Source organism: Ensifer sp. GW823-FHT05D09 (genome assembly GCF_058795755.1).
The window spans coordinates 379,103-391,786 of record NZ_JBXAIA010000005.1; the positions used below are offsets into that span (position 1 = coordinate 379,103).

Annotated in this window: 9 protein-coding genes, 1 pseudogene and 1 riboswitch; of the genes and pseudogenes, 5 read left to right on the top strand and 5 right to left on the bottom strand. The window is 63.3% G+C overall.

The window, feature by feature from the left end; translation table 11 throughout:
- Positions 1–2: 2 nt before the first annotated feature.
- The gene (locus AC1Q80_RS17635; protein ID WP_492361302.1) at positions 3–497 is read right to left on the bottom strand and encodes an Lrp/AsnC family transcriptional regulator; all 495 of its coding nucleotides are present in this window, start codon (positions 495–497) and stop codon (positions 3–5) included.
- A 105-nt stretch (positions 498–602) separates the two neighbouring features.
- Between AC1Q80_RS17635 and AC1Q80_RS17640 the strand changes: the two genes are divergently transcribed.
- The 3 genes from AC1Q80_RS17640 to AC1Q80_RS17650 are packed head-to-tail and all read left to right on the top strand — an operon-like array spanning position 603 to position 4,272.
- Positions 603–1,811, top strand: coding sequence for a diaminopropionate ammonia-lyase (locus tag AC1Q80_RS17640; protein ID WP_492361303.1), 1,209 nt, complete (start codon positions 603–605; stop codon positions 1,809–1,811).
- Positions 1,812–1,816: 5 nt separating this feature from the next.
- Positions 1,817–2,989: a M20 aminoacylase family protein gene (locus AC1Q80_RS17645; protein WP_492361304.1), complete on the top strand. Its 1,173-nt coding sequence runs from the start codon at positions 1,817–1,819 to the stop codon at positions 2,987–2,989.
- 44 nt (positions 2,990–3,033) lie between these two features.
- Positions 3,034–4,272 carry a Zn-dependent hydrolase gene (locus AC1Q80_RS17650; protein ID WP_492361334.1) on the top strand — a complete coding sequence of 413 codons (1,239 nt, stop codon included), beginning with the start codon at positions 3,034–3,036 and terminating at the stop codon, positions 4,270–4,272.
- A gap of 263 nt (positions 4,273–4,535) precedes the next feature.
- Here the strand turns inward: AC1Q80_RS17650 and thiC are convergent, their stop codons facing one another.
- The 3 genes from thiC to AC1Q80_RS17665 form a co-directional block, all read right to left on the bottom strand.
- Positions 4,536–6,356: a phosphomethylpyrimidine synthase ThiC gene (thiC, locus tag AC1Q80_RS17655; protein ID WP_492361305.1), complete on the bottom strand. Its 1,821-nt coding sequence runs from the start codon at positions 6,354–6,356 to the stop codon at positions 4,536–4,538.
- Positions 6,357–6,450: 94 nt separating this feature from the next.
- A riboswitch (TPP riboswitch) is annotated at positions 6,451–6,582 on the bottom strand.
- 75 nt (positions 6,583–6,657) lie between these two features.
- Complete coding sequence (locus AC1Q80_RS17660) at positions 6,658–8,022, bottom strand: sigma-54-dependent transcriptional regulator (RefSeq protein ID WP_492361306.1); 1,365 nt, start codon at positions 8,020–8,022, stop codon at positions 6,658–6,660.
- Between the two features lie 3 nt (positions 8,023–8,025).
- A complete protein-coding gene (locus tag AC1Q80_RS17665) occupies positions 8,026–9,894 on the bottom strand; it encodes a sensor histidine kinase (protein WP_492361335.1) in 1,869 nt (622 codons plus the stop codon).
- A gap of 229 nt (positions 9,895–10,123) precedes the next feature.
- On the opposite strand from AC1Q80_RS17665, the gene AC1Q80_RS17670 reads away from it, so the two are divergent.
- Both AC1Q80_RS17670 and AC1Q80_RS17675 read left to right on the top strand, forming a co-directional pair.
- Complete coding sequence (locus tag AC1Q80_RS17670; protein WP_492361307.1) at positions 10,124–11,449, top strand: dicarboxylate/amino acid:cation symporter; 1,326 nt, start codon at positions 10,124–10,126, stop codon at positions 11,447–11,449.
- 228 nt (positions 11,450–11,677) lie between these two features.
- A pseudogene (locus tag AC1Q80_RS17675) lies at positions 11,678–11,866 on the top strand (cupin domain-containing protein); the annotation flags it as partial.
- A gap of 33 nt (positions 11,867–11,899) precedes the next feature.
- Here the strand turns inward: AC1Q80_RS17675 and AC1Q80_RS17680 are convergent.
- Positions 11,900–12,616: a helix-turn-helix transcriptional regulator gene (locus tag AC1Q80_RS17680; protein ID WP_173421750.1), complete on the bottom strand. Its 717-nt coding sequence runs from the start codon at positions 12,614–12,616 to the stop codon at positions 11,900–11,902.
- Between the last annotated feature and the right edge of the window lie 68 nt (positions 12,617–12,684).

Consider the following 12,684-nt stretch of genomic DNA (forward strand, 5'->3'; position numbering starts at 1 on the left):
CCTCAGCGCGGCCTTTCCACCGGAACGGACAGGCCGACCTTGACGCGATCCATGGTCACGAATGTCCGGAACCGCCGGATGTTCGGGTTGCCGAAGAACATGCGGCGGGTGAAGGCTTCATAGTCGCCCATCGTCGGCACGATCACGACAAGCATGAAATCGACATCGCCAGTGACATAATAGCATTGCTGCACTTCGGGAGCCGCCGAAAAGGCAGCCTTCGCCGCATCGAGCAGGTCGATCTGCTCGCTTTCCACCTCCACCTCGACCAGGATCGTCAAGGCCTGGTTGACGCGGGCCGGATCGATCACCGCCACATTGCTGCGGATGACGCCGTTCTCTTCCATGCGCTTGATGCGGCGCTGCACGGCCGGCGCGGACAGGTTGACGGCCTCGCCGATCTGCCGCTGCGGCGTCGTGTTGTCCTTCTGCAGGATTGCCAGGATCGCCAGATCGAAGCGGTCAAGCTCAGACGGTGCAGTCTTTGAAACGGCCATCGTTCCCTCGCTGTTGTTTACAAACTTGCATCCAAGGTCGCTATTTAGAGCGCATTTCTCTCTCGAGCTGAAATAGAATTTCACCAAACAGGGAGACTGCCCCGCATGCTTATTCGCAACCATCATGCCGACTTCGGATCGCCGCTGCTTCCGGAGGATGCCGAAATGCTTTCGATTGCCGCTGCCGCCGAGGTCGAGCGTCAGCTTTCGCGCCGCGATAACCACCGGCCGACACCGCTTCATTCCCTGCCGGCGCTCGCGGGTGAACTCGACGTCGACGCGATCCTGGTCAAGGACGAGGGCCATCGGCTCGGGCTTGGCAGCTTCAAGGCGCTCGGCGGATCGTACGCGGTAATCCGTCTGGTGCTTGACGAGGCTCGAAAGCGGACCGGCCGGGACGTCGACATCGACGACCTGGCGCGTGACGATGTTCGCGCGGTTGCCCGAGAGATGACGTTCGGTTGCGCCACGGACGGCAACCACGGTCGGTCGGTTGCGATGGGTGCGCAGCTTGTGGGCGCGAAATCGGTGATCTTTGTGCATGCCGGCGTCAGTCAGAAACGCATCGACGCCATCGCAGACTATGGAGCTGAGATCGTCCGCGTCGAGGGAACCTACGACGACTCGGTCGAGTTTGCCGCGAAGGTTTGTGACGATCGCGGATGGACGGTTGTCTCGGACACGTCCTGGCCGGGCTACGAGTATATTCCCGGACTGGTGATGCAGGGCTACATGGCGCTCCTGTGCGAGGCCTTGAGGGAGATCGGGACACCGCCGACCCATGTCTTCGTCCAGGCCGGCGTCGGCGGCATTGCCGCGGCAACGGCAGGTCATCTCGCGCTGCGTTATGGTCAAGACCGGCCACGCTTCGTCGTCGTCGAGCCCGCGCGCGCCGCATGCCTCCTCGAAACGGCAAAGGCCGGTCATCCTGTGAAGGTGGCGCATGGCGAGCCCACCGTCATGGCGATGCTTGAATGTTATGAGCCTTCGCTTGTCGCCTGGCGTATTCTTTCGCGCGTCGCCTGCGCCTTCATGACCGTCGAGGAGGAGGATGCCGTTTCGATCATGAACCGCCTGGCGCGCCCGAAATGCAGCGATCCGGCAATCGTTGCCGGCGAAAGCGGTGGCGTCGGTCTGGCAGGCCTTGTCACCGTCGCCGGAGACCGGAACATGCGTGCCGCCCTTGGTATCGATGCCCGATCGCGGATCCTGGTGATCAATACGGAAGGCGCCACGGATCCGGAGCGGTATGAAGAACTGGTCGGTCTCGCACCCGCTGAGGTCGCAGGGGCCTTGAGCGTGGAAAGGGTGTGATGCGGATGACAAGCACGAACGACAGGCTTGTGGCGGATATGACGGCATGGCGCCGCGATCTGCACGCTCATCCGGAATTCGGCTTTGAAGAAAAACGAACGGCCGCCTTTGTTGCCGCCAAGCTGCGCGCGTTCGGCCTCGACGAGGTCGCAGAAGGGATCGGCGGCACCGGCGTTGTCGGCACGCTGCGACGTGGAACGGGAAACCGCGCCATCGCCCTGCGCGCCGACATGGACGCGTTGCGCATAACGGAGCAGGGGACTGCTGCCTATTGCTCAACCCGGCCGGGCACGATGCACGCCTGCGGTCATGACGGCCACACGGCAATGCTGCTCGGCGCGGCGAAGCTGCTCGCCGAGGAGGGCGGTTTCGACGGCACAGTACACTTCGTCTTCCAGCCGGCTGAGGAATGGGGCAAGGGGGCGCTTGCCATGCTCGCCGACGGCTTGATGGAGCGCTTTCCCTTCGACGAGATCTATGGCCTGCACAACATGCCGGGTCTTGCCGTCGGCAAGTTCGAAACGCGTCCGGGCGCCATCATGTCGGCCGAGGACAATTTCGAAATCACACTCAAGGGTGTCGGGGGCCATGCGGCCCGGCCTCACATCGGCAACGAGACCCTGGTTGCGGCCTGCGCGACGGTGGTCAATCTGCAGACCATCGTCTCGCGAAGGCTCTCTCCGGCCGATATCGCCGTCGTTTCGGTGACGGAAGTGATCACGGACGGCACCCGCAACGCGCTTCCGGGCCTTGCCCGCATCCTCGGCGACGCCCGCAGCTTTCGGCCCGAGGTCAGTGCCAAGATCGAGCAGCAGATGCGCACGATCGCCAGGGGTACCGCGGATGCCTACGGCTGCGAGGTCGAGGTGAACTATACCCGCGAGTTCGTGCCGCTCCTCAACGATCCCGCGCTCGTCGACCATGCGTTCGCGGCCGCCGATGTGGTTTTCGAGGCGGAGAATGTCGGCGTGGCTGCCGAACCGATGACCGGCTCGGAGGATTTTGCGCGGTTTCTTGCCCATGTTCCGGGCTGCTTCGTCTTTATCGGCAATGGCAAGGAGTCCGCGCCGTTGCACAATCCCACCTATGACTTCAACGACGATGCCCTGATCTTCGGCGCCCGGTTCCACGCCGAAATCACCCGGCAGCGACTGGCCTTTCCGGATGTCGGCCAATGACTGTCGTCGTCCCCAAAATCAGCACCTTCAAAGGCGACATCGACATGCCTCACCCTTCCATCAATGCCGAGCGTCTGCTGGCACACATCCAGGACCTCGGCACAATCGGGCGCGACGATCGGGGCCAATTGACCCGGCTTGCGGCGTCCGACAGCGAGAAGCAGGGGCGGGATCGTCTTGTCGGTTGGCTGGAGGTCGCAGGTCTCGAGGTCGTCATCGATCGGATCGGCAACGTCTTCGGCATCTGGCAAAGTGAGGACAACGCCGGGCAATCGCCGTTGATGCTGGGCTCGCATATCGACACCGTTATCAATGCCGGCGTCTATGACGGCTGCTACGGCGTACTGGCTGGGCTCGAAGTGATCGAGACTTTGAAGGAGCAGGGTTTTGAACCCGCGCGGCCGATCGCCGTCGCCGCTTTTACCAACGAAGAGGGCGTGCGCTACGCGCCCGATATGCTGGGCTCGCTCGTCCATGTCGGCGGCCTCGACATCGAGGAAGCGCTTGCGACGGTGGGAACCGATGGCACGTTGCTCGGATCGGAATTGGCGCGCATCGGCTATGCCGGCGCTGTCGAGCCTGGCTTCCTGAAGCCTCATGCCTATGTCGAACTGCATATCGAGCAGGGGCCGGTGCTGGAGCGCGAGGCAATCGCCATCGGCGCCGTCGAAAACCTGCAAGGGATTTCCTGGCAACGCGTGACGATCGAGGGTGTTGCCAATCATGCCGGCACCACGCCGATGGCGATGCGATGCGATGCGGGCCTTGCCGCCGCCCGTGTCGGGCTGTTCCTGCGCGATCATATCGCGCGATCGAACGCGCCGAGTGTCGCGACGATCGGCACCATGCGCTTCGAGCCGGACGCGATCAACGTCATCCCCTCGCGCGCGGTTTTTACCGTGGACCTGCGTGACCCGGACGAGGAGCGTCTGCAGGCGCTTGAAGCGGCACTTGCAGCGGAATTGCGGGTGATCATTGCGGAGGAGGGCGTGACGGCAACGGTTGAACGCTTGGCGCGCTTCGAGCCGGTGGCCTTCGATCGCGCCATAGTGCAGATGATCGAGGCGTCGGCGGGCGCCCGCGGGTTGAAGAGCCGGTGGATGACCTCCGGTGCCGGCCACGATGCCCAGATGATTGCCCGCATCGCGCCGGCGGCGATGATCTTCGTTCCAAGTCGCGACGGCATCAGCCACAATCCGCGCGAGCACACGGACCCGGCCGACCTCGTCGCCGGGGCCAATGTTTTGCTTGATGTGGCCATGCGGATCGCCGGCCGACCCTAGAGACGGTGAGCCACCGACAGTCGGGCATCCCCTCCCGTCATCCTCGGGCTGACCCCAGGATCCAACCACATCCACCCTTTGAGAAGGATGTTTGCGCGTTGACGGCGTCGAGGCTCGCGAATGGATGCTCGGGTCGAGCCCGAGCATGACCGAGGAGAGGGGAGCGGCAGCATTCAAAGTTCGCAAGCTCACGGGTGCTGGTGCGCCTTGCGTTCAGAAAGACGCACCACAATCGACCTTCGCCGACCCTTCCGCCGTCGTCGCTATCCTTCGGCCACAACTGCCTCCACCGGCATATAGAGGTCGCCGCCCTCACGATACTTCGCCGCCATCGCCTGAAACCCTTCTTTCTGCGCCTCCGCGCGGATGTCGTGCGAGATCCGCATCGAGCAGAATTTCGGGCCGCACATCGAGCAGAAATGCGCGACCTTGTGCGCCTCTTTCGGCAAGGTCTCATCGTGGAAGGCGCGTGCCGTCTCCGGATCGAGCGACAGGTTGAACTGGTCTTCCCAGCGGAATTCGAAACGAGCTCGCGACAGGGCGTCGTCGCGGGTGCGGGCGGCCGGATGTCCCTTGGCGAGGTCGGCGGCGTGGGCGGCGATCTTGTAGGTGATCACCCCGGTCTTCACGTCGTTGCGGTCGGGAAGCCCCAGATGCTCCTTCGGCGTCACGTAGCAGAGCATGGCGGTGCCGAACCAGCCGATCATCGCCGCCCCGATGCCGGACGTGATGTGGTCGTAACCGGGCGCGATATCGGTCGTGAGCGGCCCAAGCGTATAGAACGGCGCCTCGCCGCAGACCGCGAGCTGCTTGTCCATGTTCTCCTTGATCTTGTGCATCGGCACGTGGCCGGGGCCTTCGATCATCACCTGGCAATCCCTGGCCCAGGCGATCTTCGTCAGTTCGCCCAGCGTTTCCAGTTCGGCAAATTGCGCCGCGTCGTTGGCGTCCGCAATCGAGCCGGGACGCAGGCCGTCGCCGAGCGAGAACGACACGTCATAGGCGCGGCAGATGTCGCAGATCTCTTCGAAGTGCTCGTAGAGAAAACTCTCCTTGTGGTGATGCAGGCACCACTTGGCCATGATCGAGCCGCCGCGCGAGACGATGCCCGTGACCCGACCGACCGTGAGCGGGATATAGTGAAGCCGGACGCCGGCATGGATGGTGAAGTAGTCGACGCCTTGTTCCGCCTGTTCGATCAGCGTGTCGCGATAGACCTCCCAAGTCAGATCCTCGGCGATGCCGTTGACCTTTTCGAGCGCTTGGTAGAGCGGCACGGTCCCGATCGGCACCGGCGAATTGCGGATGATCCATTCGCGGATGTTATGGATGTTGCGCCCGGTCGAAAGGTCCATGACCGTATCGGCGCCCCAACGCGTCGCCCAGACCATTTTCTCGACCTCTTCGGCCATCGAGGAGGTGACGGCGGAGTTGCCGATATTGGCGTTGATCTTCACGAGGAAATTCCGGCCGATGATCATCGGCTCGGATTCCGGGTGGTTGATGTTGGCCGGCAGCACGGCGCGGCCGCTGGCGATCTCCTGGCGGACGAATTCCGGCGTGACGTGATCGGGGATCTGGGCGCCGAAACTTTCCCCGTCGCGCGATGTAGTGCGCGTGGCGTCGCGACCGAGGTTTTCGCGGATGGCGACAAACTCCATTTCCGGCGTGATGATGCCGGCGCGCGCATAGGCAAGCTGCGTCACGGCGCGCCTTCCGGTTGCCCGCAGCGGTGCATGACGGAAGGGGAAGGTCGGTGTCAGCCGGTCGCCGGTGGCAAAACCGTTATCCTCGGGCCGGACGCAACGACCGTCATAGGCCTCGACATCGCCGCGCGCGATGATCCAGTTGCGCCGCGGTCTGGGCAGCCCGTCCTCAATGCGGATGTTGGCGTCTTCGAAGGTGTATGGCCCTGAGGCATCATAGACCGTGACTGGCGGCTCGCCCGAGGTCGGGTGCAGGGCAATCTCGCGCATCGGCACCCGGATGTCAGGATGGATCGTGCCGGATTTATAGACCTTCTTCGAAGCGGGAAGCGGGCCTTTGGTGACGGAGAGGTCTGCGGGTTTGGTGGCAATATTCATGATGAGGCTCCAAGTTTGCGGTTGGAGACCCAGTTCTGAAGCCGGAAGGAAAAGACAGGTTCGCCCTAATTCCCGCTGAAAGAACGGAATCGTGGCGTCGATGTCTGCACCGTCCCTACGCCAGTATGAACTGGATCAGGTTCAACGGGTCACTGCGCCTCGGTCGGCAACGCCGATCCGACCAGCAGACTCTCAGCCCCTTGACGGGACCCCCCTGGTGAATATCGAGAGATAGCCATCGATCCGGATGCGCCGTCAAGCGCTAATCCGAAGGTTGTACCCTTCGACTGTTGATCGCTTGCTAGCGTCCGGGCTTCTCGGATGCCGGTCGCTCGGCATAGTCGGCGCGGTTGATGCCGTGCCGCTGAAGCTTGTCGTAGAAGGTCTTGCGCGGAATGCCGAGCACCTCGATCGTCGCCTTGACGTCGCCGCGCTGCGCCCTCAGCGCCTCCTTCAAAATCTCCGCTTCGTAGCGCTCAAGCCGCTCGGGAAGGGCAGCAGCGGATGCTGTCGGGCTGGCGGTCGCTTGTCCGAGGGGACCCTCGACGCCAAGGGCGACGCGTTCGGCGAAATGCGAGAGCTCGCGCACATTGCCAGGCCAGGAATGCGACAAGAGGTGGTGGCGCACGGCAGGCGAGACGTCGGGCACGTCACGCTTGAAGCGCTGCGCCGCCCGCGTCAGGAAATGCGAGAACAGCAGCGGGATGTCGTCGCGGCGCTCGCGCAGCGGCGGGATCGACAGGGTTACGACGTTCAGCCGGAAATAGAGATCCTCGCGAAAGTCGCCGCGCTGGGCCGGATCGCCGAGATCGATCTTGGCCGCGGCGATGACGCGGATATCGACGGGACGCACCACGTTGGTGCCAAGCGGGGTGATTTCGCGGGCTTCCAGCACGCGCAGCATCTTGACCTGCGTTGCCGGCGGCATCGCCTCGATCTCGTCGAGGAAAAGCGTGCCGCCGCTCGCATGCTCGATGCGGCCGATGCGCTTCTTCAGCGCACCGGTAAAGGCGCCCTGTTCGTGGCCGAAGAGCTCGCTTTCGATCACCGTTTCCGGCAGCGCGCCGCAATTCAGCGCCACGAAATTCCCATCCCGGCGCCGGCTCCAGTTGTGCAGCAGCGTCGCCACCACTTCCTTGCCGCTGCCGGTCTCGCCGGCGACGAGCACGTCGACGTCGGTGTCGGCGATATGTCGCAAGGTCTGGCGCAGCCGTTCCATGACCGGCGTCTGGCCGATCAGCGGCAGGCTTTCGCCGGCCGTTTCGGCCGCGCGCTTCAGCGCGCGGTTCTCCATCACCAGTCGGCGTTTTTCGAGCGCGCGGCGCGCGCTTTGGACAAGACGGTCGGCAGCAAAGGGTTTCGGAATGAAGTCATAGACGCCGTCCTTAAGGGCCTGCACGGCCATCGGAATATCGCCGTGGCCGGTGACCAGGATGACGGGAAGGTCGGGGTCGAAGCCGGCGACCCGGCGAAACAATGTGAGGCCATCGATCCCCGGCATGCGAATATCGCTGATGACGATACCGCCAAAGTCGGGGTCGAGCACGGCGAGCGCATCCGCCGCACCGGGAAAGTCTGTCACGCTCAGGCCGGCAAGCTCGAGCGTCTGCTTCATCGCCTTGCGCAGGTCGCTGTCGTCGTCGACGAGGCATACGGATTGCTGCATCGCTCAGGCCCTCTTCAGACGGACGGTGAAGACGGTGCCCTCAGGCCCGGTCTTGACGTCGATGTCGCCGCCGTAGTCGACGACGATCTCCTTGGAAATGGCAAGGCCGAGTCCGAGACCCTGATCCTTGGAGGTGTTGAACGGCGTGAACAGGTCTTCAAGGATATCGGGCCTTATGCCCGGACCATTGTCGGCGACAACAAGCAAAACAGTATCGTTGGGACCGTTTTCGCAACGGACATGGATCTCGGCATCTGGCCGATCGCCGAGGGCTTCCAGAGCATTCTGCAACAGGTTGATCAGCACCTGCTCCAGGCGGATACGGTTGCCGAGCACACTGAGCCCGTTGTCGGGCAGGTCGATGACGATCGCGTCCATGCGACCGGCAAAGCGGCTGCGCAGCAGCATCCGCGCGCCTTCGATCACCTCACGCACCGCCGTCGGCTCGGCAACGAAACGGCCCTTGCGCGCAAAGCTTCGCAACTCGTCGGTGATGGTGCCGACACGCTCGGTCAGCGCCGCGATGCTTTCGAGGTTTTCGACCGCGGTTTCCTTCTGTCCGCGGTCGAGGAAGGTGCGGGCATTGTCGGCATAGGCGCGGATGGTCGCGACCGGCTGGTTTATCTCGTGGGCAACGCCGGCCGCCACCTGCCCGAGGATTGCCAATCGGTTGGCCTGGACCAGTTCTTGTTGCACCGCCTGCAGCTTTTCGCCGGTGCGCCGGTGGTCGGCGATTTCGGTTTCGAGGTGATCGCGGGCGAGGCTGAGATCCTGTGTGCGCTCGGCAACGCGACGCTCGAGTTCATCGCGTGCGACCCGCTCGTTGGCCGCGACCAGCGTCAACGACTGACGCCGGCGAAGGAGAAATGCGGCAAGCGCCAGCAGCGGCACGAGGGCAGCCAACGCCAGCAGCCGTGCTTCGCGACTCGCTGCGCTCAGAGCGGCATCCAGCGGCGCCAGTTGCTCCAGCCGCCAGCTGGTCGAGGGCACCATCGTCTCGACCCTCAGGAATTGCTTCTCGCTGCTACCGGGCAGGAGCGCTGTCAGCATGCTTGATCCGTCGCTTGTCGGCTCAATCCGGCGGAACGGCAGGGGCAAAAGGGATGCATCGCCGAACTGCAGGCTCTCGCGGATGGCGGCAAGACGATCCCCGGGGATGTTGCGGGTCGTCATGAACCGCCAGGACGGGAAGCTGGTAATCAGCACGATGCCGCGCCTGTCGGTGACATAGACTGGCTTGCCGGAGGCGAGCCAGTCGGCCTCGACTCCATCGAATTCGAGTTTCGCGACCACAACGCCGATCGGGCCGGCGGGTCCGTCGACCCGTCTGGAGATGTAAAGACCGGGCCTTTTGCTGACATTGCCCATGGCGAAATGCTCGGCCTTGCCGTCGCGCATCGCCATGCGGAAATATTCCCGGAACGCGTAGTCATTGCCGACGAAGCTGGTCGGTTCGCGCCAGTTGCTCGCCGCAATCGCCACGCCGTCGAGACCGATCGCGTAGATCACCGCCGCGTCCGTGTTGGCGGCGAGCGCCTCCAGCTTTTGGTTGAGCCGCTGCAGCGGTTGCTCGCCGTCTTTTTCGAGGGCGGCCTTCACCTCGACATCGTCGGCCAAAACCAGAGGCAGAGCGCGCTGCCGCTCAAGCACGGCGCGCAGCAGCGACGCCTTGAGATTGGCGTCGATGCGGCTCTGGATGTCGACGGTCTCGAGCGCCTTGTTTCGCCCATATTCGCCGGCGACATAAAGTCCGGTCGCCAAAAGAGCCAAAGCCATCGCAGCGTAAATCAGCCAGGCGCGGCGCATGTGCCGGTCAAGATCGGCTGGTTTCGTGGTGGGCGAGGCAGGCGTAGACATGGCGGAATTGTGCATGTTTCCGCTCATATTTCCAGGTATTCTGTGCGGATATCCGCTCAAATATTTGTGTGCCTAAGCCGGTTTCCAATAAAACATATCGATATTTCAATGGGCTGGTCGTTCGCGCTGCGATCTGGCACGCCCATTGCAAATGACATCCTCATGACAGCCCGAGCTGTCGCGCTTCGGAAATAGGGCCCGGGAGGCCCGGCATGACGCCGGACTGGGCCAAGTGGAGGATATCATGATTATCGACCAATCCGCGGAACCGCGCGGCAAGACACCTTTCTATCGCCACCTCTACGTCCAGGTTCTGGCGGCAATCGCCGCGGGCATTCTGCTCGGCCATTTCTATCCCGAGATCGGCACGCAGCTGAAGCCGCTCGGCGATGCCTTCATCCGGCTGGTGAAGATGATCATCGCGCCCGTCATCTTCCTGACGGTTGCCACCGGCATTGCCGGCATGACCGATCTTGCCAAGGTCGGGCGGGTCGCCGGCAAGGCAATGATCTACTTCCTGACCTTCTCGACGCTGGCGCTGATCATCGGCCTTATCGTTGCCAACGTCGTGCAACCGGGCGCCGGCATGCACATCGATCCGGCATCGCTCGACGTCAAGGCGGTCAGCTCGTTTGCCGAAAAGGCGCATGAGCAGTCGATCACCGGCTTCCTGATGAACATCATCCCGACGACGCTCGTCGGCGCCTTCGCCGAAGGCGATATCCTGCAGGTGCTGTTCATTTCCGTCCTGTTCGGCCTGGCGCTTGCCATGGTCGGCAAGAAGGCCGAGCCCGTCGTCGACTTCCTGCATGCCCTGACGCTGCCGATCTTCAAGCTGGTCGCGATCCTGATGAAGGCGGCACCGATCGGCGCCTTCGGCGCCATGGCCTTTACCATCGGCAAGTACGGCGTCGGCTCGATCGCCAATCTCGCCATGCTGATCGGCACCTTCTACGTCACCTCGTTGCTCTTCGTCTTCGTCGTGCTCGGAGCGGTCGCCCGCTACAACGGCTTCTCGATCGTCGCCCTCATCCGCTACATCAAAGAAGAGTTGCTTCTGGTTCTCGGCACTTCTTCGTCGGAAGCAGCCCTTCCGGGCCTGATGAACAAGATGGAGAAGGCCGGCTGCAAGCGTTCCGTCGTCGGGCTGGTGATCCCGACCGGCTATTCCTTCAACCTCGACGGCACTAATATCTACATGACGCTGGCCGCGCTCTTCATCGCCCAGGCGACCGACATTCCGCTGTCGCTCGGCGATCAGGTGCTGCTGCTGCTGGTGGCGATGCTGAGCTCCAAGGGGGCGGCCGGCATCACCGGCGCCGGCTTTATCACGCTTGCGGCCACCCTTTCGGTGGTTCCGGCGGTGCCGGTCGCCGGCATGGCGCTGATCCTCGGCATCGACCGCTTCATGTCGGAATGCCGGGCTCTCACCAACTTCGTCGGCAATGCGGTTGCGACCATCGTCGTGGCGAAATGGGAAGGCGAACTGGACGAGACCCAGCTTGCCGCAACCCTTGGCGGCCGGGCGCTGCCGGAAGGTTCCGTTCAGGGCCTGCAGCCCGCCGAATAAAGCTGCCTCCCAGGGCAAGACCGCATTTCGGTGCGGCAAGGCGTGCTCCACCTTCGGGTGGGGTACGCCTTTTTCGTTTGTGGGATTGCCGCGCAGGGTTGCCGACCTGCTCTGGAGTATCGATCCGGCAACACGGGCGCCTTCACCGGTCTCTACTGCGCCACCGACCAGCTCACCGTCGGCAAGACGACGCCGCTTGCGGAATAACCCACCGGCGTCGAGCGCCACAAGGGCGACAAATGCCTCCATGTCGTTTCGGGCACGCTCAACATCCACGTGCCCGACGCGGAAGGTCAGGACTGGTTCGAACTCAACCCGCTCGACGGCTTCTACATTCCGGCCGGAACCGACCATCAGTACGACAACATGTCGGGCGAGCAGGTTGAGCCCGTCTTCGGCGTGGCGCCGGATTACTGAGCGCCGCTCCAATGCGGTATTGGCGGGGTCGGCCTATCCCTTGCGGTGGGCCGGCGCCGCGTCCGGTGTCCCGGCATTCATCCGGGCGATGAAGTCGCGCAGCATCGGTACGCGTCGCGGCCGGAAGCTCTCGTCCGTCGTCCTGACTTCGGCGATGCGATCGATGCGAAACTTGCGGAAATCCTGGCGCAGGCAACACCAGCCGAGCAGTACAAGAACCTGTTCGAGATAGACGATGCCAAGCGGCAGCACGCGCCGTTCGCTGTGTTGTCCCCCGGCGTCGACATAGTCGATGACGATGGCTTGCTCCTGCCAGCAGGCTTCGCGTAACAGGCCGACGTCGATATCCGGCACGGCCCTCTGTTCGAAACGATGAACCTGCGAGACCGCATGGATGGTCTGCTGCTGCAACCGGTCGGGCAGAGTGGCAGTTATCTTCGAAAGCACAGCTGCAGCAGCGCGTGCGAGCTCTGGCTCGCCCATGTGGCGGACTTCGCCGAGCCCCAGCACAAGCGCTTCGATTTCAAGGCGCGTGAAGGTCTGGGGCGGAAGGGCGATATCTTCCGTCAGGCGATAACCGAAGCCGCGCTCGCCGTCGATCACGGCACCGGCCGCGCGCAGGCTGTCGATGTCGCGGTAGAGTGAGCGCAGCGATACGCCGGTCTCTTCCGCCAGCCGCGCTGCGGTGACCGGCTGCGGCAGGCTGCGAAGCGCCTGGAGAAGACGAAAGAGACGATCGCTGCGTGCCATGACCCTACTGACGGAAATTGACAGTTGGGTCGATCTATAAAGAGGGCAGACAGAAACCGCAATCGAGG